This is a genomic window from Kitasatospora sp. NPDC059327 (assembly GCF_042752535.1).
Taxonomy (GTDB): domain Bacteria; phylum Actinomycetota; class Actinomycetes; order Streptomycetales; family Streptomycetaceae; genus Kitasatospora.
On the sequence record NZ_JBHYYB010000027.1, the window covers coordinates 40,260 to 66,128 of the forward strand.

Below are 25,869 nucleotides of genomic sequence, written 5' to 3' on the forward strand. Positions count from 1 at the left end.
CCGCGGCCGGGACGGGGCCCGCGCGACGCGGCGATGTTCCTGCGGATCGACGGGACGCCCCTGCACGTGCGCGCCGAGGGCAGTGGACCGGTCTGCCTGCTCACCGGCGGGCTCGGCAGCAGCTGGTTCGACTGGGACCTCGTCGTCCCCTTCCTCACCCCCTACCGCACGGTGGTCCGCTTCGACCGGCCCGGATACGGGCTGAGCGCGCCCGAGCCGGCCACCCGGCCGGCCCCGACGGTGGCGGGGGAGGCGGCGCGCATCCTGGGGGTGCTGGACGCGCTCGGGCTGCGCGCACCGTGCACGGTGGCGGGCCACTCGCTGGCGGGGTTCCACGTCGAGGCCTTCGCGCGGCTCCAGCCGGGCCGGGCGGCCGGGCTGGTGCTGCTGGACGGCAGCGTCGAGCCGGCCCCGCGGCCGCTGCCGGCGCCCGGGCTGCGCGACCTGGCGGCCCGCGCGGTCGCGGGCGCGGCGACGGCCGTCGCGGTCCCGTACCTGTTCGGGCCCACCGTGCGCCGGCTGGTCGCCCGGGCGTCCACGGTCCGTCGCGAGGACCTCGCCCCGGCGCCGCTGGTCCGGCACTGCTACCGGACGGGACGGGCCCTGCGCGCCCTGCTCCGGGAGAACGCGCGGTACCTGGACATGGCCGCCGAGCTGGACGAGCTGCGACGGGTCGCACCGCTGCCGAGCGGGCTGCCGGTCACCGTGCTCGCCGCCGACGACGGGTGCGGCAGCAGCCGTACCCGGGACTGGCTGGCCGCCCAGCGAGGTCTCGCCACGCTGCTCGGGGGCGACTTCCGCAGCACGGCCCCGGCCGGGCACCTGATGATGTTCGACCGCCCGGACGCGGTGGCCTCGGCGATCCTGGACAGCGGCTGACCCACGGGCCGGCTGCCCGCCCCGCCGGCTGCCCGCCCTGCCGGGCTGGTGCTGCTGGACGGCGGCGCCGCGCCGGCCCTCAGGAGGAGCGCGCCGCCGAGTCCGCCGAACGTGCCCGCCGGACCGCCCGGGCGATGGGCAGCCCGGTGACCAGCCGCCGCATGACGCGCCGGGTCGGAGCGCCCTTCGCGCCGGGGTAGAGCCGGTAGTGCAGGCCCGCGGCTCCCACCAGGCCGGCCGGCTGCCGGTCCCGCTCGGCGGCCGGTGAGCGGACGTCCTCGCGCGCGAGCGTGGCGGCCACCCGGCCGGCGATCTCCGGTCCGACCCGTGGGCGGGTCGCCGTGCGGCGCCGTTACGGCAGGCCCAGGGTAGCGGCGCGTCTCGACGGTGATCACGCCGTCGGCGGCCAGCCGGTCGAGGAACAGTCGCAGGGTGGACCGGCGCGGGATCCGGCGGAGGGCCGCGTCGAACCCGACCCGGCGTTCGCGCCGGCTCGCCTTCTCCAGCAGGGCGAGCAATCCGGCCGTGCTCTCGTCCCGCGTGCCCGGCGGCCGGACCTCGGTGATCCACCGGCCCTCGACGGTGATCGCGCCGCTGACCAGCAGCTCGGCCACGACAGCGCCGGCGATCGCCCGGTGGAGCGCGGTGTACGGGATCCGCAGGCGCCCTTCCGCCGGTTCGGCGCGGAGCGGCAACAGCTCCTCCGGAATCGGGCGGAGGTCGATCGGCGCCATGGACGAGAACCCCCGGTCGGTGCTCGCGAGACGACGGGACGGGCGGTGGTGAAGAAGCCACCCGCCGGGAAGGTACCCGCCCCGCGAACGCCTCAGGCCGCCCACCGGAGTGGACGGCCTGAGACCTTGCCATGTGCGCCGCCAGGGACTCGAACCCCGGACCCGCTGATTAAGAGTCAGCTGCTCTAACCAACTGAGCTAGCGGCGCTTGCTGACTCGGGAGACATTACACGGAGTCGGGCCGATCTGCCGAATCGGGAACACCTGACCACTCTCAGTGACAGTACCGGAGGGGTGGGGGTGCCCCCGACCCCTCCGGCACTGTCACGATGCCCCCGTCGCCGGAGCCGCTACTCCGGGAAGTGGCAGGCCGCCTGGTGGTCCAGGCCCGGCGCGGGGCCGGTGAGCGGTGGGGCCTCGCTCTCGCAGCGGGTCCGGACCCCGGCGTCGAGCCCGGCGTAGACGGGGCAGCGGGTGCGGAACGGGCAGCCGGTGCGCCGCGCGGTGGGGGAGGGCGGGTCGCCGGCCAGCAGGATGCGGTGGCGGGCCCGCTCGGCCGCCGGGTCCGGAACCGGGACGGCGGAGAGCAACGCGCGGGTGTACGGGTGCCGGGGGCGCTCGAAGACGGCGGAGACCTCGCCCTGTTCGACGGTCCGCCCGAGGTACATCACGCTGACCCGGTCGGCGAGGTGCCGGATCACCGACAGGTCGTGCGAGACGAAGAGATAGGAGAGGCCCAGTTCGGCCTTGAGCGACTGGAGCAGGTTGAGCACCCCGGCCTGGATGGAGACGTCCAGCGCGGAGACCGGTTCGTCCAGCACGAGCAGCTTCGGCCGGACGGCCAGCGCGCGGGCGATCGAGATCCGTTGGCGCTGACCGCCGGAGAACTGGTGCGGGTAGCGGACGGCGTGCGCGGGGTCGAGCCCGACCTGGCGCAGCAGTTCGGGCACCCGCCGGGCGATCTCCGTCCGGTCGCCGCGCTGGGCCCGCAGCGGTTCGGCGACGATGTCGCCGACCGGCATCCGGGGGTCGAGGCTGGCCATCGGGTCCTGGAAGACGATCTGCAGGTGCGAGCGCATCCGGTGGGCGTCGCCGCGCGAGAGGCCGGCGGTGTCCCGCCCGAGCAGTTCGATCCGGCCCGACTCCGGCCGGGCGAGCCGCAGCAGTTCGAACAGGGTGGTGGACTTGCCGGAGCCGGACTCGCCGACCAGGCCGAGCGTCTCGCCCTGTCGGATGTCCAGCTCGACCCCGTCCACGGCGTACACCTCGCCGATCCGGCGCTTGAAGACGGTGCCCTTGAGCAGCGGGAACGTCTTGGTGAGGCCGTTGACGGACAGCACCGTCGGGCGCTCCTCGCGCGGCCCGGGCACGGCGGTCGGTGTCGGGGGGACCGGCGGTACGGGGTAGACCTCGGCGGGCGCCGGTCGGCGTTCGGCCAGTTCGCCGGCGCGCACACAGGCGGCCAGGTGTCCGTCCGCCGCGTCCGCGTCCGCGCCCGCGCCCGTGCCCGCGCCTGCGCCCGTGCCGGGGGCCTGCCCGGCGGCCCCGCCGAGCCCGCCGAGCCCCGGTTCCGCCGTCCGGCACCGCTCCTCGACCAGCGGGCAACGCGCGGCGAACGGGCACCCGGCCGGCAGCTCGGCCATCGGCGCGGGTACGCCGGGGATCGGCACCAGCGGCCCGCCCCGGCCGTCCAGCCTCGGCACCGCGCCGATCAGGCCCAGGGTGTAGGGGTGGCGGGGCGCGGCGAACAGTTCGTCCACTCCGGCGGTCTCGACCACCCGGCCCGCGTACATCACGGCGACCCGGTCGGCCATGCCGGCGATCACTCCGAGGTCGTGGCTGACCAGGACGAGCGCGGCGCCGGTCTCGCGCCGGGCGGTGCGCAGGACGTCGAGCACCTGGGCCTGGATGGTGACGTCCAGGGCGGTGGTGGGCTCGTCGGCGAGCAGGATGTCGGGGTCGTTGGCGATCGCCATCGCGATCATCGCGCGCTGGCGCATGCCGCCGGAGAACTCGTGCGGGAAGCTGTCCAGCGCGCGTGCGGGGGCGGGGATGCCGACCAGGTCCAGCAGTTCGGCGGCCCGCTCGCGCGCGGACGGCTTGTCGAGGCGCTGGTGGATGCGCAGCGCCTCGACGATCTGGTCGCCGATCCGGTAGACGGGGGTGAAGGCGGAGAGCGGGTCCTGGAAGACCATGGCGACCCGGCGGCCGCGGACGGCGGCGAGTTCCCGGCCCGGCAGGCCGACCAGCTCCTTGCCGTCCAGGGCGACCGAACCCCGGACCCGGGCGGTGCCGGGCAGCAGCCCGAGCACGGCCAGCGCGGTCACGGACTTGCCGGAGCCGGACTCCCCGACGATGCCCAGGGTCTCGCCGCGCCGCAGGCTGAGGTCGACGCCCCGGACGGCGGGGACGGTGGCGCCGCGCGGTCCGGTGAAGTCCACCCGCAGGTCGCGGACGGCCAGCAGCGGGGTTTCGACGGTGGTGGTCACGTTCTTCCGCGCTTCCTACGAGTCCGACGGGTCCGACGGGGGGTACGGGCCACCTCGGCGGTCGGGTCGAGCGCGTCGCGCAGCCCGTCCCCGATCAGGTTGACGGCCAGGACGAACAGCACCAGCAGCCCGGCGGCGAAGTAGAACAGCCAGGGGAAGACCGGGGCGTCGCCGGTCCCGGCGGCGAGCAGGGTGCCGAGCGAGACGTCGGGGGCCTTCACTCCGAAGCCGAAGTAGGAGAGGGCGGTCTCGCTCATCACGGCGCCGCCGACGGCGATGGTGGCGTCGATGATGAGGAAGGAGGCGACGTTCGGCAGGATGTGCCGGCTGATGATCCGCATCGGCCGGACGCCCATGAACTGCGCGGCGCGGACGAATTCGCGTTCGCGCAGCGAGATGGTCATCGAGCGGACCACCCGGGCGGTGATCATCCAGTTGAAGAGGGCGAGCAGCAGCACGAAGGCGAGCCAGCCGGTGCCCTTCAGTCGGGGCGAGATGATGGTGATGATCAGGAAGCTGGGGAAGACCAGCATCAGGTCGACCAGGAACATCAGCAGCCGGTCGGTCCAGCCGCCGAAGTACCCGGCGCAGGCGCCGACCAGCGAGGCCAGCACGGTCGAGAAGAGCGCCACCAGCAGGCCGATCACCAGCGACTTCTGCAGACCGCGGACGGTCTGCGCGAAGACGTCCTGGCCGACTCCGTTGGTGCCGAACCAGTGCGTGCCGGAGGGGGGTTGGCGCAGCGCGGTGTAGTCGGGGGTGGCGTAGTCCCAGGGGGTGAGGTACTGGCCGCCGAAGGCGAGCGCGAACAGCAGCAGGACGACGACGGTACCGGCCACCGCCCAGCGGGCGGCGAGCAGCCGGCCGAGCACGAGGCGGCCGCGGCCGGCCGGCCCGGGGACGCGGACGGGCACCGGGGCGGCGCCCGGAGCGGCCGTGACGGCGGGAACGTCGAGCGCGGTCGCGGTCGCGGTCGCGGTCGCGGCTCCGGGCACGGCGGTCGCGGTCGGTCGAGCGGGTACGACGGAGTGGGCGGAGCCGGTGGGTTCGGCGGGTTCGGCGGGTTCCGTGGCGACGGCGGTCATGGCAGCGGCTCTCCTCCGGTCAGGACCGCACACGCGGATCGAGGGCGGCGTGCAGGGTGTCGGCGAGGAAGCCGGAGGCGAGCACCACCACCGCGGCGAACAGGTTGACGGCCACCACCGAGTTGACGTCCTGTTCGTTGATCGACTGGATGAACCACTCGCCCATCCCGTGCCAGCCGAAGATGGTCTCGGTGAAGGCGGCGCCGGTGAAGATGCCCAGGAAGCTGTAGGCGAACATCGTCGACATCGGGATCACCGCCGTCCGCAGTCCGTGCTTGACCAGGGCGCGGCCGCGGGTGAGGCCCTTGGCCTCGGCGGTGCGCAGGTAGTCGGAGCCGAGCACGTCGAGCATGGTGCCGCGCTGGTAGCGGCTGTAGGTGGCGAGGCCGCCCAGCGCCAGCGAGAGGGTGGGCAGCAGCAGGTGCAGGGCCCAGTCGCCGAGGTGGGTGCCGATTCCGCCGGTCAGGCCGGGGGTCTCGTAGCCGGTGAACGGGATCACCTCGTGCCCGGCGATGTCCTTGGCGGCGATGGCGCCGTTCTTGAGGAAGAGCGCGACCAGGAAGACCGGGGTGGAGAGCAGGACGAAGGAGAAGACGGTGAGCAGCCGGTCGGATATTCGGTACTGGCGCACCGCGCTCCAGGCGCCGGCGGCGACGCCGAGGACCATGCCGAGCAGGCTGCCGACCAGCAGCAGGCGCAGGGAGACCCAGATCCGCCGGCTGAAGTCGTCCAGGACCGGCGTGTCGTGGATGGTCCGGCCGAGGTCCCCGTGGAGCAGGTCACCGGCCCACCGGCCGAACCGCTCGACGACGGGGGTGCGGTCGTTCAGGTTGAGGTCGGTGAGCTGGCGCTCGACCGAGGCGGCGGCCGGTCGCGGCACCTTGGCCTCGAAGTAGGCGCGCGGCTGGAGGGCGGCGGCGGACAGCGCGTACGCCAGGAACACGGCGGCGATCAGCAGCACGGCGTAGTAGCTGAGCCGCTTCGCCAGGTAGCGGAGCATCAACGGCCGCCCGGGGTGGGGGCGGGGCCGACGCGTCGGGTGGGCATCGGTGGGTGGCCTTCGGTCGGTGGCCCTGGTCGGGCCGGTGAGGAAATGCGCAGGTCAAGAGTGTTCCACCGGCGCGCGGCCGGGGTGTTGCGGCAGTGTTTCCGCCCGTTGCGTTCGGATCAGGTGTGAACTCCGCCCCCTGGTACTCGTACTGATCGGCTGTTACTTTCGGTCCGCCGGCACCGACTTGGCTGCCCACGCTCAAGCTTCGCCACACCTCGCGACGCTCAACCCTCACCAACCTGTCGGATTTCACCGGGGGGAACCCTCATGGACGCTTCCACCACGCCCGCACGCCGTTTCGGACGGGCCGCCGCGCTCGCTCTCGCCGTCACGCTCGCCGCCACCGCGTGCAGCTCGGGCGGCGGCGGTTCGGCCGACAACGTGGTCAAGAGCGAGCCGCCGAGACAGGGCGCGATCGACATCAACGCCAAGTCGCCGGACCAGCTGCGCGACGGTGGGGAGGTCCGGTTCCCGCTCTACCAGTGGATCACCCAGTGGAACCCGTTCCAGGTGGACGGCCGCTACGGGGACGCGGTCGAGATCATGCGGGCGCTGGAGCCCAACCTCTTCGCCACCGACGAGAGCGGCACCTTCAAGCCGGACCCCGACTACCTGGTGGACGCCAAGGTCACCTCGGCCTCCCCGCAGGTGATCACCTACAAGCTGAACCCGAAGGCCAAGTGGTCGGACGGCAAGCCGCTCGGCTACCTCGACTTCAAGGCCGACTGGGAGGCCAGCAACGGCAAGAAGGACGGCTACAACATCGCCGACCCCTCGGGCTACGAGCTGATCTCCGGTGTCGAGCAGGGGGCCGACGCCTCCGAGGTCAAGGTGACCTTCTCGGAGCCGTACGCGGACTGGCAGAACCTGTTCCGCCCGCTGATCCCGGCGGCCGGGATCGGCACCGCGGACGACTTCAACAAGGGCTGGGTCGAGAAGATCCCGATCACCGCCGGCGCGTTGAAGATCGGCACGGCGGACAAGACCGCGCAGACCATCACGCTGGTCCCGGACCCGGCCTGGTGGGGCGCGAAGCCCAGGGCCGAGAAGATCACCTTCCGGGTGATGTCGCAGTCGGCGACCACCCAGGCGTTCCTGAACAACGAGATCGACTACGCCACGGCGGGCACCGCCACCGCGTACGGGCAGCTCAAGGACGCCAAGGACGCGGTCATCCGGACCGCCAGCCCGTGGGACGAGGTGCACATCTCCTTCGGCGGGGGTGGTCCGCTGGCGGACCAGAAGGTGCGCCAGGCGCTCGGCAAGGCACTGGACCGCTCCTCGCTGATCAAGATCGCCAACAATGGCGTCCCGGTGGAGTTCAAGCCGCTCGGCAACCACATCTTCATGCCCAACCAGACCGGCTACCAGGACAACTCGGGCGAGTGGGCCAAGTTCGACCTGGCCGCCGCCAAGAAGGCGCTGGACGAGGCGGGCTGGAAGGAGGCGGGCAGCGGGCAGCCGCGCACCAAGGACGGCCAGTCGCTGACCCTGCACTGGGTGCTCAACGATGCCACCCCGCAGGCCCAGCTCGACCTCGCCACCGCCGCCCAGGCGATGTGGCTCGGGGCCGGCGTCAAGGTCGAGCTCGACAAGGTCCCGAGCAACGACTTCTTCACCAAGTACGTCAACGCGGGCAAGTTCGACGTCGCCAGCTGGCGCAACACCGATTCGTTCCCGCTCTCCAGCAGCCTCGGCAACTTCCGCCTGCCGCAGGGCGACAACGTCTTCGGCAACTACTCGAAGCTCGGTACTCCCGAGATCGACGCGCTGCTCAAGAAGGCGGCCGGCACCATCGACCCGGTGGAGGCCGCGAAGCTCTACAACCAGGCGGACGCCAAGATCTGGGAGCTCGGCCACACCGTCGAGCTGTACCAGCGGCCGACCGTGGTCGCGAGCCGCAAGGGGCTGGCGAACTACGGCGCGTTCGGCCTGGCGAGCGTCGACTACGCCTCGGTGGGCTGGGAGAAGTAGCCGCCACCGCGGCGGTGGTGGCGCCGGCGGCACGGCGGGCGTCGACAGCGCGGCGGGCGCTGGCGAGCAGCGCGGTGATCACGAGGCCGGTGGCGCGGGCACGGGAGGAACGGCTCTGCCGCCCCCGTCGTCCTGCCACCGGTCTTGACCTTCCGCGATGCCCGCAGGCCGCTCGTGCCGTGGGGTCCGTCCGGACCCACGTTCCTCCAACCGGGGAAGAATCTAGCGGGACGGTCCGGGCGGTCGGGTCGTCCGGCGCGGGCGCGCCGCAAACCCGTCGTGCTGTCACCCGTCTCGCGCACCGGCCCGTCAACTCTCGCTGACGGCAAGGAACATCGGGCCGGGGTGGCGCCCCGGCGCGACACGCGAACGCGGCGTGCGGGGCCGGGGCGCCACCGGGCGGCGCCGTCACGGCCGCGCGACGGGGGCCGGGAGCGGCTCCGGCCCGGCCGTCGCCCGGCTGCCCCGGGGCGACCGCGCCGGTGCGTGCGTCGGGCCCGGGCCGCTGCCAGGATGCGGCGGTACAGCGCAGCCCGACCGCCCGGATTCCGGAGACCCGTTCATGACCGGTGTACCCGCCGCAGCACCCCGCCCGCACCACGTCGACCCGCGTCCGGTGCGCCGGATGGTCCCGCGCAGCCGGGAGGAGCCGCACCGGGTCGCCACCCCGCTGGAACTCTTCTTCGACCTCTGCTTCGTGGTCGCGGTCGGCCAGGCCGGCCGGGAGCTCGCCCACGACCTGGCCGCCGGCCACTACGGGGACGGACTGACCGGGTACGCCTTCGCGTTCTTCGCGATCTGGTGGGCCTGGATGAACTTCACCTGGTTCGCCTCCGCGTACGACTGCGACGACGTCCCGTACCGGGTGACCACCCTGGTCCAGATCGCCGGTGTGCTGATCCTGGCCGCCGGTGTGCCCCGGATGTTCGCCGATCAGGACCTGGTGCTGTCGGTCATCGGCTACGTGGTGATGCGGCTGGCGATGGTCACCCAGTGGCTGCGCGCGGCGGCCAGCGAGGAGGGGCCGGCGCGCGGGGTGGCGCTGCGCTACGCGATCGGCATCTCGCTCTGCCAGGTGGCCTGGGTGGTGGTGCTGCTGCTGCCGCACGACGTCCGGTCGTACGTGATCCCGCTCGGCATCCTGGCCGAGCTGTCCGTACCGGTCATCGCCGAGCTGCGGTTGCGGACCAGCTGGCACCCGCACCACATCGCGGAGCGGTACGGCCTGTTCACCCTGATCGTGCTCGGTGAGACGGTGGCGGCGGCGACCGTGGCGGTGCAGTCGGCGGTGGACGAGCACGAGGGGCTGGGCCGGCTGCTGCCGGTGGCCGGCGGCGGTCTGCTGATCTGTTTCTCGGCCTGGTGGATCTACTTCGCCCGGCCGGTCCACGACCACCTGCGCTCCAACCGGCAGGCCTTCGCCTGGGGTTACGGTCACTACCTGGTGTTCGGCTCGGCGGCGGCGATCGGCTCCGGTCTGGAGGTCGCGGTGGAGTCGGCGGTGCACAAGGCGCACATCTCGGAGACGGCCGCCACCGCGACGGTGACCGTACCCACCGCCGTCTACCTGTTCACCGTCTGGCTGCTGCACGCGCGGCAGACCAAGAGCGGGGTGGCGCAGGTGTTGCTGCCCGCCGCCTCGGTGGCGGTGCTGGCCTGCACGGCGGCGGGCGGCTCGGGCGTCCTGGTGGCCGGCCTGGTGACGGCGGCCACGGTGGCGGTGGGCATCGCGCTGCACGCCCGCGAGGGGGCCGGCGCGGGCTCGCGCGAGGCCTGAGCCGCCGGCTCGCGCGGCGACGCGAGGAGCGGCGAGGGGACGGGCGACGGCGGGACGGGCGAGGGCGGGACGGGTGGCGACGCGAGGGGCGGCGACGCGAGGGGTGGCGACGCGAGGGGTGCCGCGAGCCCGCGAGAGGACCGGGGCGCCGGGGCCGACGACGGCACCGGGGCGCCCGGATCGGTGCTCGCCGGGGGGTGTCCGACCAGGTGCTGCAGTGCCTGGTCGTGCCGGGACAGCCAGGCGAGATAGGTCGGGCTGACCCGCGCCAGGTCCAGGTAGGCGGCCCGCAGCTCCCCGTAGAGCGCGTCCAGGGCCAGCGGGCCGAGCGCGCGCGGCCGCCAGGTGAGCAGCAGCCGCACGGCCAGCGGGTCGCCGTGCACCGGCCGGACGACCGTGCCGGGGCCGGGGGCGGAGGTCGGCTGGCAGGGGCGGACGGCCTCGCCGGAGGCGACCAGCTCGGCGGCGGTCGCGTTGTCGCGCACCTGGACCACGCGGGGGTTGAGCCCGGCCTCGGTGAACACCCGGCGCATCGCGGCGTACTCGTGGTCGGCCGTCGGGTCCACCATCCAGGTGTCCTCGGCGAGGTCGGCCAGGTGGACCACCGGCCGGGCGGCGGCCGGGTGATTCGCGGCGAGCGCGACGAACTGCGGCTCCCGGGCCATCAGGACGCGGTGTTCGGCGTCCGGCGGGACCTTCAACGGGAAGCCCTCGCTCTCGTGCACGAAGGCGACGTCCAACTGGTCGGCCGCGACCATCCGCAGCAGGGCGTTGGCGGAGATGTCGATGTGGATGGTGGTGTCCGTCTCCGGCAGCCGGTCGTGCACCCGGCGCAGCCAGGCCGCGACCGCCCGGCTGCCGACACTGCCGATCCGCAGCCGCCGGGCACGCTCGCTGCTGGCGGCGTCGCGGGCCTCCTGGCGGGCGGCGGCGACCAGCGCGGCCATCCCGGCGATCACCGGCCGGGCCCGGGACAGCACCGAGTGGCCGAGCGCGGTGGGCCGGCTGCCGGTCTGCTCGCGGGTGAACAGCGTGCCGCCGACGGCCCGTTCGATGCGGTGCAGCTGCGTGGTGAGGGAGGGCTGGGTCATGCCGAGTTGCAGCGCAGCCTTGCGGAGGCTGCCGGTGTCGGCAATCGCGCACAGCACCCGGAGGTGTCTCACGTCGAGCTCCACGTCGGGAGCATAACGGTCAATTCGGTGTGACGCCAGGGACATGACATGTCAGGAGTCGGGACCGCCCCGGACCGGGGGGTGATTGGCCGGTGCTATCGCCGGTTGACATCATCCGCCGCGCCGCCGCGCTGACCCAAGCTCTGGGGCAGCAAGCATTCATCCGATGCCCGCGGCCGGCCCCCACCGGTCACGGCGCACCCGCGAATCGGAGCCCCCACATGAACCGCATTCCGCGGCCGCTCTCCGCTGCCCTCGGCCTGGCGCTCGCCGCCGGCCTGGCGGCCCTGCCCGGCACCGCGACCGCGGCGCCCGCGGCCGGCGCGGCCCAGCACTACACCGCCTCGCCGTCGGCGCACCCGGGCGCCGGGAAGGCCGACAACCAGGCGTTCTACGAGGCCGTGATGAAGTCCGCGCTGGCGAAGCGGGCGGCCACGCCGTACCTGAAGGCCGTGGTGGTGACCTACGACGCGAGCAACGCGCCGTCGTTCGCCTCCCAGATAGCCCGGAGCGCCCAGATCTGGAACGGATCGGTCACCAACGTCCGCCTCCAGGCCGGCTCCAACGCCGACTTCGCCTACTACGAGGGCGACGACCCGAGCAACGGCTCGTACGCCAGTACGGACGGCCACGGCTCCGGCTACATCTTCCTGGACTACTCCCAGAACCAGCAGTACGACTCCACCCGGGTGACGGCGCACGAGACCGGGCACGTGCTCGGCCTGCCGGACCACTACTCGGGCCCGTGCAGCGAGCTGATGTCCGGCGGTGGCCCCGGCACCTCGTGCACCAACCCGTACCCGAACAGCGCCGAGCGCAACCGGGTCAACTCCCTCTGGCGCAACGGCCTGGCCGCCGTCACCGGCTGACCGACGCCACCCGCCGGCCCGGACCGGGGCGTCGACGTCCCGACCCGGGCCCGGCCCCCTTGAGCCGCCCCACCCCACCGCATCACCGTTCACCCGTTCACCCGTTCACCCGTTCGCCGTGGCCCACCCCCAGCGGCCCCGGCACCCGCGAACAGGAGCCCCCACATGAACCGTGTCTCACGTACGCTCTCCGCCGCCGTCGGCCTGGTGCTCGCCGCCGGCCTGGCGGCCCTGCCCACCACGGCCGTCGCCGCACCCGTGCCCGCGCCGGCGGTCCAGGGCTACACGGCCACCGCCGCCGGCTACGCCGGTTCGGCCGCCGAGGACGCCGACAACCAGGCGTTCTACGAGGCCGTGATGAAGTCCGCGCTGGCGAAGCAGGCGGCCACGCCGTACCTGAAGGCCGTCGTGGTGACCTACGACGCCAGCAGCGCGCCGACCTTCCGCAACCAGATAGCCCAGAGCGCCCAGATCTGGAACGGCTCGGTCGCCAACGTCCAGCTGCGGTCCGGCACCAACGCGGACTTCCGCTACTACGAGGGCAACGACTCGCGCGGCTCGTACGCCAGCACCAACGGGCACGGCCAGGGCTACATCTTCCTGGACTACTCCCAGAACCAGCAGTACGACTCCACCCGGGTGACGGCGCACGAGACCGGGCACGTGCTCGGCCTGCCGGACCACTACTCGGGCCCGTGCAGCGAGCTGATGTCCGGCGGTGGCCCCGGCACCTCGTGCACCAACCCGTACCCGAACAGCGCCGAGCGCAGCCGGGTCAACTCCCTCTGGCTCCGCGGCTGACCCCTCGGGACCGCGCGGACCACTGACGGCCCGGCCGCTCGCCCGAGCGGCCGGGCCCTGTCGGTGCCGCGTGCGAGCATGCGGGGCGAGGACCAGCCCGTCGACCCGTGAGGTGCCACCGCCATGCCGCTCTCCGTCCCCGACCGTCTCGCCGACCTGCCGTTCGCCCACCTGCTGAGCCCGCACACCGGCCCGCTGCGCAGTGACGAGCGCTACGACACCGTCCACTTCGACGGCGGCGAGTACACCGACCAGCGGGCCGGCGGCGCCACCTTCCTGGAGTGCGCCTTCACCGGCGTGGCGCTGAGCGGGGTCAAGCTCCGCCAGGCCCGCTTCAACGAGGTCTGGGCCCAGGCCGGCCGCTGGGTGGGCTGTGACCTCGGCGAGAGCGAGTGGCAGGACAGCGCCGTCACCGGCGGGGTGCTGGCCGGAGTGGCCGCCCACGGATCGGCGCTGCGCCGCACGGTGTTCCGCGGCTGCAAGCTGGAGGCGGTGAACCTGCGGGCCGCCGTCCTGCGCGATGTGGTGTTCGAGGACTGCCTGCTGCGCGACGTGGACTTCGGCGACGCCAAGCTGACCGACGTCTCCTTCCCGGGCACCACCCTGGAGGAGGTCCGCCTGCGCGGCGCCACGCTCACCAGGACGGACCTGCGCGGCGCCGTCCGCCTGGGCCTGCCCGACGGCCATCAGGGCCTGCGCGGCGCCGTCATCAGCTCCCCCCAACTCCTCGAACTGGCGCCGCAGTTCGCCCATGCCCTGGGGATCACCGTGAAGGACTGAGGGGCACCTCCCGGCCGCCGCCCGCCGCCCCGCCGTTCAGGCGGGCGTCGCTCGGTGACAGCCGGGCGAACAGTCCGCCAACCCTCTCCCGGGACCCTGGTGGCGGCGGTTCGGGCGGGGGGAAGATGCTGCGCGATCGATGAGCCCCAACTTGTCTGCACAACATCGCCAGTGAAGGGACGGGCCGGCTGATGGCCGAGCTGAGTCGTAGGAAGTTCGTCGCGCTGTCCGGAGCCGCGGCGGCGGGTCTGGCCGTGGCCGGGACCACCGGTGCGGGGGCGGCGCCGGGGGTCCCCGCGGCGGCGCCGTCGGCGGCACTGTCGCAGACCGGCACCATCGTGGACGCGAAGCACATCGTCATCCTGATGCAGGAGAACCGCAGCTTCGACCACTACTTCGGGATGCTGCGCGGCGTGCGCGGCTTCGCCGACCGCAGCGCGATCCAGATCGCCAACGGGTACAGCGTCTTCAACCAGCCCAACGGGCTCGGGCGGCAGTACCCGTGGCAGTTCAGCGCCACCAAGCCGGCTGGCGGCGCCGACCCCGAGCGCCTGGCGCAGTGCAACGGCGACCTCGCCCACGGCTGGTCCGACCAGCACAAGGCGTGGAACGGCGGCAAGATGGACTCCTGGGTGGCCGCCAAGGGCAATGTCCGCACCCTCGGGTACCTCACCCGTCAGGACATCCCGTTCCACTACGCGCTCGCCGAGAACTGGACCGTCTGCGACGCCTACTTCTGTTCCGTCCTCAGCGCCACCGGCCCCAACCGGACCTACCACTGGTCCGGCCAGATCGACCCGGACGGCAAGGCGGGCGGCCCGGCGTACGACGGCGGCGACGAGAAGGGCCTGCGCTGGCAGACCTACGCCGAGGCGTTGGAGGACGCCGGCGTGAGCTGGAAGGTCTACCAGAACGCGGCCGACAACTACGGCGACAACGCGCTCGCCTACTTCACCAGGTTCAGCTCCGCCCCGGCGGGCAGCCCGCTCGCGGTCAAGGGCACCGGCTCCGTCCCCAAGGTGACCGGCCGGACCCCGGACGACATCGTCGCCGCGATCAAGGCCGACACGCTGAACGGGACCCTCCCGCAGGTCTCCTGGATCGTTCCCGACCAGGGCTCCTCCGAGCACCCGTACTCCACCCCCCAGGACGGCGCGCACTTCGTCCACAACGTGATCGACGCGCTGGCCGCCGACCCGGACGTCTTCAACTCCACCGTCCTGTTCCTCAACTACGACGAGAACGACGGCTTCTTCGACCACGTCCCGCCGCCCGCGGCCCCGGCCGGCACCCCGGGCGAGTTCTACGGCGGCACCAACATCGGCCTCGGCTTCCGCGTTCCGATGATCGCCATCTCGCCCTGGACCCGCGGCGGTTGGGTCAACTCCGAGGTCTTCGACCACACCTCGGTGCTGCGCTTCCTGGAGAAGTGGACGGCCGCCATCGGCAAGCCGGCCACCTGCCCCAACATCACCGACTGGCGCCGCCGCGTCTGCGGCGACCTCACCGGGGCCTTCGACTTCGCCAACCCGGTCTACGGCCTGCCCGCCCTGCCCAACACCGACGCGGTGATCGGCATGTCGAGCTGCGGCCCGCTGCCCAACCCGGCGCCGGTCGACAACAAGCTGCCCGTCCAGGAGCCCGGTACCCGCCAGGCCCGCGCCCTGCCGTACCAGCCGAACGCCAACCTGGACCGGCTGGAGTTCGGCTCCGCCGGCGCGATCAAGGTCTGGCTGAAGATGGCCAACGAGGGCGCGGTCGCCCAGAAGTCGGTCCACTTCTCGGCCTACGCGAACGCCTACCGCACCGGCGGGCCCTGGCAGTACACCGTGGACCCGGGCGGCAACCAGAGCGACTTCTTCAACTGCGGCACCGGTTTCGGCGGCGGCCCCTACGACCTCTCCGTGGTCGGCCCCAACCGCTTCCTGCGCCGTTTCAAGGGCGACGCCACCAAGGCGGGCAAGAACGCGGCCGTCACCGCCTCGTACGCGGTGGAGCCGGGCACCGGGAAGACGGCGCTCTGGTTCAAGCTCGCCAACACCGGCACCACGGCGCTGACCTTCACCATCGCGTCGAACAACTACCGCACGGACGGCCCCTGGACGTACCAGGTGCCGGCCGGCGGCAGCGTGAGCGACTTCTTCAACGCCGTCGCCTACACCAACGGCTGGTACGACTTCACCGTCACGGTGGACGCCGACAGCTCCTGGTCGCAGCGGTTCACCGGCCACCTGGAGACCGGCGCGGCCAGCGTCAGCGGCTGACCCCGGGCCGGTGGCGCCGGGACGGGGTCACCCGCTCGGCGCCACCGGGCTCGGAGACCCCGGGCTCAGCGGTCCCGGGGGAACCACGGATCGTGGACCTCCCGGGGCCCCTCCGGCGTCAACAGCGTGAGCGACAGCGGCGAGGCCGCGTACTCGGCGAGCAGCACCGCGCCGTGCCGGGTCTCCAACTCCGCCTGCACCGGCACCGGCAGCCTGCTCAGCGCCCGCCGCAGCCCCAGCGCGTCCCGCCGGCTGACCGGTTGCGGCGCACGCAGCACCACCCGCAGCGGGCTCAGCGGACCGGTCACCGGCACACCCGTCCCCAGCTCGTAGCCGACCGCGCCGATCGGCCCCCAGACCAGCCGGTGGTCCGCCACCAGCTGTCCGGCCGCCGGGAGGGCGGCCAGCGCCGGGATCGCCGCCACCCGTTCCGGCGGCAGCAGCGCCTGCCGTCCCGCCACCTGTTCGGGCCGCAGGGTCCGGGCCACCGCCGAGCGCGGGGCCAGCGCGTCGAGCCGTTGCCCGCGCTCCGGGCCGCGCACCGTCACCGGCAGCCAGTGCTCCGGTGCGGCCGAGGGGTCCCGGGTGCAGCGCACCGGCGAGGGGGTGTCGAACGGCCCGCCGACCACCGCCGGAGCCCGGCCGACCGTCACCCAGGGGTGCGCCCGCAGGACCGCGCGGGCCCAGCCGGGCAGTTCGCCGCCGCCGAGGGGCCGCAGCGAGCCCGGGCACTGCAGCAGCAGGAGGTCGTGCGGGCCGGGCAGCCGTCCGTCCAGCGCGGCCAGCGGTCCGACCAGTCGGCGCGGCCCGCCGTGGTGCTCCTCGGGCAGCGGCCGGCGGGTGCGCTGGTCCGGATGGGCGAGCGGTTCCGGGTGGGGGACGGCCACAGCGGGCTCCAGGGGCGAGAGGCGTCGGATCGGCGGCGCTGCCGGGATCGTCTGACGGAACCCACCCTCCGCCCGCCGCGCGGCGCCCGGCTACGGCCGTTGGACGCGCCCGCCCGGGACCAAAGGCCCGGGTGCCCGCCGGGCGCGGACCGCCAGCGGATGCGCCCGCCGCGCACCGGTGTGAGAGTGGGGGCAGCCCGGAAGTCGTCCAAAGGAGGAGTCATGGGCATCTTCGACAGGTTCCGCCACAAGGCGCACGACGCCGGCGAGGAGGCCAGATCCTCGCTCGGCGGGAGCCATGAGCAGGACAGCGGCGCGATGACGGACCCCGCCCAGCGGGCCGCCCTCGCGCACGACGAGGCGGCCGACGCGTTCAGCGCCGAGACCGAGCGGGCCCGCGGGGGCCGGGAGACCACCGGCGTCACCGAACGGGAGGCCGAGGAGCGGGCCCGTGAGGACATGACGGCCGAGGGCGATCCCTGGGACTGACCGCACCGCTGACCGATCGCGCCGAGGGGACGCACCCGCTGGAGGGGTGCGTCCCCTCGGCGTTCCCCCGACCTCCTCCCGGCGTGCCCTCGGCGTCCCTCGCGGCGGGCCCGGGCCGTTCGCCGGCCCGCCAGCCCGCCAGCCCGCCGGCCCGCCCCGACCCGGCGCGCCCGCGCCCCGGTCAGTGGCCCGGCGGCTCGCGCGGCGGCAGCGCCGGCCGCCGCAGGTCCGGCCGCGGGGTGTCGTCCGGTGGCGGGACGGCGGCCGGCGCGTCCTCCAGCAGGTCCAGCGCCAGCCGGACGGCGGTGACCAGCTCGGGGTGCCGCCCCCGGGCCCAGTCCCGCGGTGTGCGCAGCGCGTGGACGTCCGGCTCCACACCGCGGTTCTCCACCGACCAGCCGAGCCCGCCGTCGAACCAGGAGGCGTTCTTCGGCACCGAGATCTGCGTCCCGTCACCGAGCGTGTGCCGGCCGGTCATCCCGACCACCCCGCCCCAGGTGCGGCTGCCGACCACCGGGCCCAGTCCCAGCAGTTTGATCGCGGCGATGATGACGTCACCGTCCGAGCTGGTCGCCTCGTCGGCCAGTGCCACGATCGGCCCGCGCGGTGCGTAGCGCGGCCAGCGCACCGGCTGCCGCCCCCGGCTGAAGTCCCAGGCCAGTACCGGTCGGGTGAGCTTCTCCAGGACCAGCTCGGAGACGTTGCCACCGGCGTTGCCGCGGACGTCCAGCACCAGCGCGGGCTTGTCCAGCTCCCGCCGGAGGTCCCGGTTGAACTGGGCCCAGCCCGAGCCGCCGAGGTCCGGGATGTGCAGGTACCCGCACCGGCCGTCGCTGAACTCCCGGACCAGCGAGCGGCGTCTGGCCACCCAGTCCTGGTAGCGGATCGGCCGCTCGTCGGTCAGCGGGGTGACGGTGATCCGGCGGACTCCGGCGTCCGGTCCCGCGCCGCCGCGCAGGGTCAGCTCGACGGTGGTGCCGCCGGTGCCGGCCAGCAGGGGGGCCGGACCGCGCACCCGGTCCACGGGGCGGCCGGCCACCGCCAGCAGTTCGTCGCCGTCCCGGACGCCCTGGGAGGCGAGCGGGGCACGGGCGCGCGGGTCGGAGGACTCGCCGGGCAGGATGCGGTCGACCAGCCAGCGGCCGTCGGCGGCGTGGCGCGCGTTGGCGCCGAGCAGGCCGAGCGGGTGCTGGACGAGGGACGGCCCCTCGCCGCGCCGGGAGGGGGTGACGTACGCGTGCGAGGTGCCGAGCTCGCCGAGCAGCTCGCGCAGCAGGTCGGCGAAGTCGTCCGGACCGGCGATCCGCTCCAGCAGCGGCTCGTACTGCGCGACCAGCGCGGGCCAGTCCAAGCCGGACATGCCGGCGTCCCAGAACTGGTCCCGGACGATCCGGGCGGCCTCGTGGTAGGCCTGGCGCCACTCGGCGGGCGGATGCACGGTGTGGGTGATCCGCCGCAGGTCCACCGAGGTGCCGGCGGACGGCGCGCCGACCGGGACGATCCGCAGGGTGCCGGCCGAGTAGACGGCGACCGAGCCGCCGTCACCCGAGACGGCGTAGCCGTCCAGCTTGTCGGCCAGTGTGCTGCGGGTGCCCCGGGCCAGGTCGAAGTACTCCAGGGAGGGGCGGCCGGAGGTGTCGTCCGGATTGGTGAAGGTCTGCCCGAGGGTGCCGGAGATCGGCCAGCGCAGCCAGACCAGGCCGCCCCGCACGGCGTCGGTGGCCGAGTACTTGGAGGCGATCACCGGGAACTGCAGCAGCCGCTCGCCGATGCCCCGCGGGTCGACGTGCACGGTGCCGTCCCCGCCGCCGTCGCCGCGCGGGGCGCCGTCCTCGGCGGCCGCGGCGAACGGGGACGGGGTGTCGGCGGCGAGCGGGACGAGGTAGGGGCGGCAGCCGAGCGGGAAGGAGAGGTCACCGGTGTGTACGTCGTGGACCGGGTCGAAGCCGCGCCAGGAGAGGAAGGCCAGGTAGCGGCCGTCCCGGGTGAACACCGGCTGCTCGTCCTCGAAGCGGCCGTCGGTCAGCTCGGTGGTCGGGGCGGGCGCGTCGGCCCGGGTGAGCCGGATCCGGCGCAGTGAGCGGCCGGCCACCGGCTGGGACCAGGCGATCCAGCGCGAGTCGGGGGAGAAGCGGGCGCCGGTGACCGGACCGTGGTCGGAGGCGGCCAGTTCGCGGACGGCGCCGTCGGCGGCGCCGACCAGCAGCAGCCGGCCGTCGGAGGCGGCGGCGGCCAGGTGGGTGCCGTCGGGGGAGGCGGTGAGCTCCAGGACGCGGCCGAGCCGGCCGGCGGCGAGCACCCGGTGGCGGTGGACGCCGGCCGCGCCCGCCGTGCCGTCCGCGCCCGCCTCACCGTCCGCTCCCGCCTCGCCGTCCGCCTCGTGTCCGACGGCGTCGTGGCCGGGCAGCGGGACGATCTCGACCGCGTCCTCGCCCTGCGCGTCGGTGATCCAGGCGGCCTCGCCGGTGTGCCCGAGCACCACCGGCAGCCGGGTGCGCACCCCCGGGGTGTCGGCGAGCGCCCGGGCCGGGCCGTCCCGGTGGGTGAGCCAGTACTGGCTGCCGCGCACCGTGATCACCCCCGCCCGGCCGCTGTGGTCGCAGGCCAGGTCCTTGACGTGGGAGGCGGCGCTCACCTGGTACGGCCGCCGGCCGGCCCGGGCGCCGCCGAGCGGGACGCGCAGCCGGTGCGGCGCGGGCGCGTCCAGGCTCTCCAGCACCCAGAGGTCACCGGCGTGCTGGTAGACGATCCGGGTGCCGTCGGTGGCGGCCTCCCGGGCGTAGTAGGAGGCGTGGTCGGTGTGCCGGCGCAGGTCGGTGCCGTCGGGGCGGCAGGAGTAGAGGTTGCCGATGCCCTCGTGGTCGGAGAGGAAGGCGATCCGGTCGCCGACCGGCATGGGGGAGGCGAAGTGCCCCCGGTGACGGGGGAGGATCTGCTCGCCGTCCACCCAGAGCCGGCCGGTGGCGCCGCCCCGGTAGCGCTTCCAGGCGGCGGGCTCGTGCGGTGCCGAGCCGGTCAGCAGCACCGTGTGCGCGCGGCTGAGCTGGGCGTCGCCGACCGGGCCCCAGGGCATCCGGCGGCCGGGGGAGCCGTCCGGCGGCAGCGCGTGCGCCCAGGTGTAGTGGCCGAAGGGCTCGTGGTACGAGGTGACGGCGAGGAGTTCGCCGTCCGGCAGCCAGCCGCGCAGCCGGGTGTCCTGGCTGCCCCAGTAGCTGAGCCGGACGGCTTCGCCGCCGTCGACCGGCGCGGTCCAGACCTCGGGGGTCGGGCTCTGCCAGCCGGTCCAGGCCAGGGTGCTGCCGTCGGGGGAGATCCGGGGGTGGCTGACCCGGGTGCGGTCGCAGCTGACCCGCCAGGCCCGGCCGGTGCTGCCGTCGGGGGAGAGCGGGGCGATCCAGACGTCGTCCTCGGCGGTGAACGCCAGCAGGCCCCCGCGCAGGTGGGGGTAGCGGAGGTAGCCGGGCGACGTCACCTCTCCATGGTTCGACGCAGTGTCACGCCCGGCAACCGGACGCGCCGGGCGCAGGCGTCCGACCGGTCTGGACCATTGACAGCGCACGGCCGAATCCACTTCAGTGGTCTAGTCCAACTAGGGTGCGCGGTCGGGCCGAACCCCCACTGGCACGTACATCGCCGTGCCCTTGGACGTCCCCCACGATTCGCGCCCCCGCAGGAGTCCCCCGCATGCGCAGAACACCTGTAGCCGCACCCGGCACGCCCCGCCGCCCCCGTACGCTGGTCGCCGCCGGCACCGCCTCGGCCGTCGCCGCGGCGACCCTGGTCGGTCTGACCCTGGGCCTGGCGCCCGCCGCCTCGGCCGGCGAGTTCCTGGCCAACGGCGGCTTCGAGACCGGGGCCGTCGGCCCCTGGAGCTGCTCCGCCGGCACCGGCAGCGTCGTCACCGGACAGTCCCACAGCGGCAGTTACGCACTCGCCGCGGCCGCCTCGGCCGGCGACACCGCCCGCTGCGCCCAGACCGTCACGGTCGCGCCCAACACCACCTACACGCTCAGCGCCTACCTCAAGGGTTCGTACGTCTACCTCGGGGTGGACGGCGGCACCAGCACCTGGACGCCGGGTACCGGCGGTGCCTACCAGAAGCTCACCGTCAGCTTCACCACGGCCGCGACCCAGACCAGCGCCACCGTGTACACCCACGGCTGGTACGGCCAGGGCACCTACTACGCGGACGACGTCTCGCTGGACGGGCCGGGCGCGCCCAGCCCGACGCCGACGGTCACGCCCACGGTGACCCCGACCGTCACCCCCACCGTCACCCCCACCGTGACGCCCACCGTCACGCCCACCGTGACCCCGACCGTGACCCCGACCCCGACCGTGACGCCCACCTCGCCGCCCGGCAGCCACGCCCTGGTCGGCTACCTGCACGCCAGCTTCGCCAACGGCGCCGGCTACACCAAGGTCGCCGACGTCCCGGACTCCTGGGACTTCATCAACCTCTCCTTCGGCGAGCCGACCTCCGTCACCTCCGGCGACATCCGGTTCAACCGCTGCCCGGTCACCGAGTGCCCGGGCGTGGAGTCGGACGCGGACTTCAAGGCCGCCATCGCGGCCAAGCGGGCCAAGGGCAAGAAGGTGCTGATCTCGATCGGCGGCCAGAACGGCCAGGTCCAGCTCACCACCACGGCCGCCCGCGACGCCTTCGTCAGCTCGGTCTCGGCGATCATCGACAAGTGGGGCCTGGACGGCCTCGACATCGACTTCGAGGGCCACTCGCTCTCGCTGAACACCGGTGACACCGACTTCAAGAACCCGACCAGCCCGGTCGTGGTCAACCTGATCTCCGCCGTGAAGACGCTGAAGGCCAAGTACGGCCCGAACTTCGTCCTCACCATGGCCCCGGAGACCTTCTTCGTCCAACTCGGTTACCAGTACTACGGATCCGGTCCGTGGGGCGGCCAGGACCCGCGCGCCGGCGCCTACCTGCCGGTCATCCACGCGCTGCGCGACGACCTCACCCTGCTGCACGTCCAGGACTACAACTCCGGCTCCATCATGGGCCTGGACAACCAGTACCACTCGATGGGCGGCGCCGACTTCCACGTCGCCATGACCGACATGCTGCTCAAGGGCTTCCCGGTGGCGGGCAACACCAACAACGTGTTCCCGGCGCTGCCCGCCTCCAAGATCGCCATCGGCATGCCGGCGACCACCAACGCGGGCAACGGCTACGTCGCCCCCACCGAGGTCAACAAGGCGCTGGACTGCCTCACCAAGGCCGTCAACTGCGGCAGCTACGTCCCCAAGGCCGGCGCCCAGCCCGACCTGCGCGGCCTGATGACCTGGTCGATCAACTGGGACCAGTTCGGCGGCCGTGAGTTCTCCAAGAACTTCGACAGCTACTTCCGTCGCTGACCGATCCCCGCGGGGCGCCGGACGGGACCGTACCCGTCCGGCGCCCCGGCATCGGTGTCGCGGTGGCCGGCGCCGCGAAGGCCCCGGGAAACACCGAAGGCCCCTTGCTCTCGCAAGGGGCCTTCCGGCTGCCTGTGCGCCGCCAGGGACTCGAACCCCGGACCCGCTGATTAAGAGTCAGCTGCTCTAACCAACTGAGCTAGCGGCGCCTGCTGACGCGGAGAACATTACCTGGTCAGCAGCCGAAACTCCCAATCGACGGCCGGACGGCCCCCGCCCGGGCCCTGCCGGGGCTCACAAGGCTCACGGGGTTCACGGGGTTCACGGGGTGAGGACCACCTTGCCCCGGACGTGCCCGGTGCCGACCAGCCGGTGCGCGTCGGCGGCGCGCTCCAGCGGGAAGGTGTCGGCGATCTCCAGCCGTAGGCCGCCCGACTCCCAGAGCGCGACCAGTTCGGCCAACCGGGCCGCCGTCCGCGGTGCCCGCAGCTCGACCAGGCCGAGCCGCGCGGCGGTGGGGTGGTCGACGACGGTGCCGATCCGGTCCCGGTCCGCGACCAGCTCGACGGAGGCCTCCAGGGCGCCCCGCCCGGCCGCGTCGAAGGCCGCGTCCACCCCCTGCGGCGCCACCGCCCGCACCCGCTCGACCAGCCCCTCCCCGTAGGCGACCGGGAGCGCGCCCAGCTCGCGCAGATAGTCGTGATTACGCTCGCTCGCGGTGCCGATCACGGTGGCCCCCCAGGCGCGGGCGAGCTGGACGGCGACCGTGCCGACCCCGCCGGAGGCGCCGTGGACCAGGACGGTGTCCCCCCGGCCGACCCGCAGCCGGGTGAGCGCGACGTGGGCGGTCTGGCCGGAGGCGGAGAGCGAGCCCGCCTGCTCCCAGGGCATGCCGGCGGGCTTGGGGACCAGCTGGGAGCCGTCCACGGTGACGAACTCCGCGTGGCTGTGCAGCGCACGGAAGCCCAGCACCTCGTCGCCGACCTTCCAGTCGGAGCTGCCCGGCCCGAGCGCGTCGACCACCCCGGCGAACTCGTTGCCCGGGACCGCCGGCAGTTCGACCCGCACACCCGGCGGCGCCCAGCCCTCCCGGACGGCGAGGTCGGCGGGCTGCACCCCGGCCGCGTAGACCCGCACCCGCACCTCGCCCGGTCCGGCGGCGGGGGTGGGCACCTCGGTCACCCGCAGCACTTCGGGGCCGCCGAACCGGGGGACGGTGACAGCCTTCATCTGGAACTCCTGCCTCGTGGTCGGTGCGCGCGGTCCTGCCCGCGCTCCGATCATCGAAGGTGAAGCGGACTTGAGGTCAAGCGTCCTTCGGCGTGTTGCGACAGCTGGGCGCATTGTCGGATTTATCCTCGACGGCGGCCCGAAGCGCGTCCGGCGGCGCCGGACCGGCCGGCCCCGCCGCCCGTCCCGGTCCGCCGTCCCAGCCGTCCGCCCCCTCGCTCCGTCCCGGCCGTCCGTCCCGGCCGTCCGCGTCAGCCGCCCGTCCCAGCCGTCCGTCACCGAGAGGAACCCCGCCGTGGGCCAGCTGCCCCTGCTCTTCGTGGTGCTGCTCGCCTCCGTGGTGACCATGCCGCTCGCCCGGCGCACGGGCGTCCCGCAACCCGTGCTGATGACCCTGCTGGGCATCGTCATGGCGCTGCTCCCGCAGATCCCGGACATCTCCCTCGACCCGGACCTGATCCTGCCCCTGGTCCTGCCGCCGCTGATCTTCGCCGTCGCCCGGCGCTCCTCGGTCCGCTACTTCCGGGCCAACATCCGCTCCATCCTGCTGCTCGCGGTCGCGCTGGTGGTGGTCACCACGACGGCGGTCGCCGGCACCGTGCACGCGCTGCTGCCCGCCCTGCCGGTCGCGGCCGCCGTCGCGGTCGGCGCGCTGGTCTCCCCGCCGGACCCGGTCGCCGCCGTCGCGGTGGCCGGCAGCGTCGGCCTGCCGCGCCGGCTGGTGGCGATCCTGGAGAGCGAGGGCCTGTTCAACGACGTCACCGCGATCGTCATCTACTCGCTGGCCATCGACGCGGTGGTCAGCGGCGACTTCTCGGCCGGCCATGCGGTCCTGCGGTTCGTGCTCTCGGCCGTGCTCGCCGTCGTCATCGGGATCGGGCTCGGCTGGCTCAACGCCAGGCTCGCCTCCTTCCTGGAGGACCCCACCCAGCAGGTCGCGCTCAACCTGCTGGTGCCCTTCGCCGCCTACGCGCTGGCCGAGGAGATCCACGGCTCCGGCGTGCTCGCCGTCGTGGTCTGCGCGCTCTACCTGGCCGAGCGCGCCGCGGAGGCCGACGCCGTCTCCTACCGGCTGGTCGGCAACGCCTTCTGGGAGATCGTCGAGATCCTGATCACGGGTGTCGCCTTCGGCCTGATCGGCCTGGAGCTGGCCACCGTCCTGAAGGAGGCCGGCGCCGGCTGGACGAGCATGCTCGGTGACGCGGCCGTCGTCATCGCCGTCGTGGTCGTGGTGCGGCTGCTCTGGCTGCTGCCGGCCGGCTGGCTCTCCAGGAAGCTGCGCTCCGGGGCCGAGGAGGACACCCCGATCAGCTGGCAGGAGAGCGTGGTGCTCTGGTGGTCCGGGATGCGCGGGGTGGCCACCGTCGCGCTCGCCCTGGCCGTCCCGCTGACCGTTCATTCGGGCGAGGGCTTCCCCGAGCGCGGCCGGCTGGTCTTCATCGCCTTCAGCGTCGTCCTCTTCACCCTGCTGGTCCAGGGGCTCACCCTGCCGTGGCTGGCCAAGCGGCTGCGGCTGGACGTCGACCACGACAAGCACGAGCAGGCGGTCCGCCAGCTCTGGTGGCGGGCGGCCCGGGCCGGGCTGCAGCGGCTCGGCGAACTGGAGGAGCAGGACAAGCTGCCCGCCGAGGTCGCCGACCGCCTGCGGGACCGTCAGCACGACCGGCTGGCCCGGCTCTGCCCGGAGAAGTACGCCGAGGAGGAGGCCGGCGAGGCGAAGCTGCGGCTCAGCCAGTGGCGCGCCGCGTACCGCGTCGAGCAGGAGATGATCGCCGCCTCCCGGCGCGAGATGCTGGCCGCCCGCAGCGAACTCGGCGCCGATCCGGAACTCGTCGACCAGGTGCTGCGCGGCCTCGACCTGCGCTCCGAACGGAAGTGACGCGGTGTCCGGGCGGGCCGCCCGTCCGTCGGGACGGCGGCCGCGGAGCGTCCGGACGGCAACCGCCGGGCGTCCGTACGGCGGCGACGGAGCGTCCGCGAACGGAATGTGCGCGGGCGGCCCCGACGTTGCA

At 73.9% G+C, this 25,869-nt stretch carries 17 protein-coding genes, 2 tRNA genes and 2 pseudogenes; 10 read left to right on the forward strand and 11 right to left on the reverse strand.

Translation table 11 applies throughout. The features are described 5' to 3' along the window. Positions 1-33: 33 nt before the first annotated feature. Positions 34-879 carry an alpha/beta fold hydrolase gene (locus ACFXHB_RS18505; protein WP_380575431.1) on the forward strand — a complete coding sequence of 282 codons (846 nt, stop codon included), beginning with the start codon at positions 34-36 and terminating at the stop codon, positions 877-879. A 79-nt stretch (positions 880-958) separates the two neighbouring features. On the opposite strand, the gene ACFXHB_RS18510 is transcribed toward ACFXHB_RS18505, so the two are convergent. The 6 genes and pseudogenes from ACFXHB_RS18510 to ACFXHB_RS18535 form a co-directional block, all read right to left on the reverse strand. After that, entirely contained in the window at positions 959-1,180 is a 222-nt protein-coding gene (locus tag ACFXHB_RS18510) for a hypothetical protein (RefSeq protein ID WP_380575504.1), read from the reverse strand. A 70-nt stretch (positions 1,181-1,250) separates the two neighbouring features. After that, positions 1,251-1,613 (reverse strand): annotated as a pseudogene (locus ACFXHB_RS18515) (GPP34 family phosphoprotein); the annotation flags it as partial. 134 nt (positions 1,614-1,747) lie between these two features. Next, positions 1,748-1,821: transfer RNA gene (locus ACFXHB_RS18520), tRNA-Lys, on the reverse strand. Between the two features lie 142 nt (positions 1,822-1,963). After that, entirely contained in the window at positions 1,964-4,102 is a 2,139-nt protein-coding gene (locus tag ACFXHB_RS18525; RefSeq protein WP_380575432.1) for a dipeptide ABC transporter ATP-binding protein, read from the reverse strand. Continuing rightward, the gene (locus ACFXHB_RS18530) at positions 4,099-5,187 is read right to left on the reverse strand and encodes an ABC transporter permease (RefSeq protein ID WP_380575433.1); all 1,089 of its coding nucleotides are present in this window, start codon (positions 5,185-5,187) and stop codon (positions 4,099-4,101) included. The genes ACFXHB_RS18525 and ACFXHB_RS18530 overlap by 4 nt, the downstream gene beginning before the upstream one ends. A gap of 19 nt (positions 5,188-5,206) precedes the next feature. Next, positions 5,207-6,187, reverse strand: coding sequence for an ABC transporter permease (locus ACFXHB_RS18535; protein WP_380575435.1), 981 nt, complete (start codon positions 6,185-6,187; stop codon positions 5,207-5,209). Positions 6,188-6,505: 318 nt separating this feature from the next. On the opposite strand from ACFXHB_RS18535, the gene ACFXHB_RS18540 reads away from it, so the two are divergent. Further along, entirely contained in the window at positions 6,506-8,212 is a 1,707-nt protein-coding gene (locus ACFXHB_RS18540; protein WP_380575437.1) for an ABC transporter family substrate-binding protein, read from the forward strand. A 562-nt stretch (positions 8,213-8,774) separates the two neighbouring features. Next, positions 8,775-9,989, forward strand: coding sequence for a low temperature requirement protein A (locus ACFXHB_RS18545; protein WP_380575438.1), 1,215 nt, complete (start codon positions 8,775-8,777; stop codon positions 9,987-9,989). A gap of 203 nt (positions 9,990-10,192) precedes the next feature. Here ACFXHB_RS18545 and ACFXHB_RS18550 read toward each other — a convergent pair. Continuing rightward, positions 10,193-11,152: pseudogene (locus ACFXHB_RS18550) on the reverse strand (LysR family transcriptional regulator); the annotation flags it as partial. Positions 11,153-11,382: 230 nt separating this feature from the next. Here ACFXHB_RS18550 and snpA (ACFXHB_RS18555) point away from each other — a divergent pair. From snpA (ACFXHB_RS18555) to ACFXHB_RS18570, 4 genes are all read left to right on the forward strand, one after another. After that, the gene (snpA, locus tag ACFXHB_RS18555) at positions 11,383-12,030 is read left to right on the forward strand and encodes a snapalysin (protein ID WP_380575440.1); all 648 of its coding nucleotides are present in this window, start codon (positions 11,383-11,385) and stop codon (positions 12,028-12,030) included. A gap of 165 nt (positions 12,031-12,195) precedes the next feature. After that, positions 12,196-12,831: a snapalysin gene (gene snpA / locus ACFXHB_RS18560; RefSeq protein WP_380575441.1), complete on the forward strand. Its 636-nt coding sequence runs from the start codon at positions 12,196-12,198 to the stop codon at positions 12,829-12,831. A 123-nt stretch (positions 12,832-12,954) separates the two neighbouring features. After that, positions 12,955-13,611 carry a pentapeptide repeat-containing protein gene (locus ACFXHB_RS18565; protein ID WP_380575443.1) on the forward strand — a complete coding sequence of 219 codons (657 nt, stop codon included), beginning with the start codon at positions 12,955-12,957 and terminating at the stop codon, positions 13,609-13,611. Positions 13,612-13,802: 191 nt separating this feature from the next. Continuing rightward, positions 13,803-15,875, forward strand: a complete 2,073-nt coding sequence (locus tag ACFXHB_RS18570) for a phosphocholine-specific phospholipase C (RefSeq protein WP_380575445.1) — start codon at positions 13,803-13,805, stop codon at positions 15,873-15,875. A 65-nt stretch (positions 15,876-15,940) separates the two neighbouring features. On the opposite strand, the gene ACFXHB_RS18575 is transcribed toward ACFXHB_RS18570, so the two are convergent. Continuing rightward, positions 15,941-16,762 (reverse strand): phosphoribosyl-dephospho-CoA transferase MdcG domain-containing protein, encoded by an 822-nt coding sequence (locus ACFXHB_RS18575; protein WP_380575446.1) that lies wholly within the window; start codon positions 16,760-16,762, stop codon positions 15,941-15,943. Between the two features lie 222 nt (positions 16,763-16,984). Here ACFXHB_RS18575 and ACFXHB_RS18580 point away from each other — a divergent pair, with 222 nt between their 5' ends. Next, positions 16,985-17,251 carry a hypothetical protein gene (locus tag ACFXHB_RS18580; protein WP_380575448.1) on the forward strand — a complete coding sequence of 89 codons (267 nt, stop codon included), beginning with the start codon at positions 16,985-16,987 and terminating at the stop codon, positions 17,249-17,251. A gap of 181 nt (positions 17,252-17,432) precedes the next feature. Here ACFXHB_RS18580 and ACFXHB_RS18585 read toward each other — a convergent pair whose 3' ends face one another. Then, entirely contained in the window at positions 17,433-20,723 is a 3,291-nt protein-coding gene (locus ACFXHB_RS18585) for a S41 family peptidase (protein WP_380575449.1), read from the reverse strand. Between the two features lie 212 nt (positions 20,724-20,935). Between ACFXHB_RS18585 and ACFXHB_RS18590 the strand changes: the two genes are divergently transcribed. Then, positions 20,936-22,627: a chitinase gene (locus ACFXHB_RS18590; RefSeq protein WP_380575450.1), complete on the forward strand. Its 1,692-nt coding sequence runs from the start codon at positions 20,936-20,938 to the stop codon at positions 22,625-22,627. 135 nt (positions 22,628-22,762) lie between these two features. Here the strand turns inward: ACFXHB_RS18590 and ACFXHB_RS18595 are convergent. Beyond that, positions 22,763-22,836 (reverse strand) — tRNA-Lys (locus ACFXHB_RS18595). Between the two features lie 112 nt (positions 22,837-22,948). Beyond that, positions 22,949-23,857 carry an NADP-dependent oxidoreductase gene (locus tag ACFXHB_RS18600; protein WP_380575452.1) on the reverse strand — a complete coding sequence of 303 codons (909 nt, stop codon included), beginning with the start codon at positions 23,855-23,857 and terminating at the stop codon, positions 22,949-22,951. Between the two features lie 295 nt (positions 23,858-24,152). Between ACFXHB_RS18600 and ACFXHB_RS18605 the strand changes: the two genes are divergently transcribed. Further along, positions 24,153-25,736: a Na+/H+ antiporter gene (locus tag ACFXHB_RS18605; RefSeq protein WP_380575454.1), complete on the forward strand. Its 1,584-nt coding sequence runs from the start codon at positions 24,153-24,155 to the stop codon at positions 25,734-25,736. The last annotated feature ends 133 nt before the right edge of the window (positions 25,737-25,869 follow it).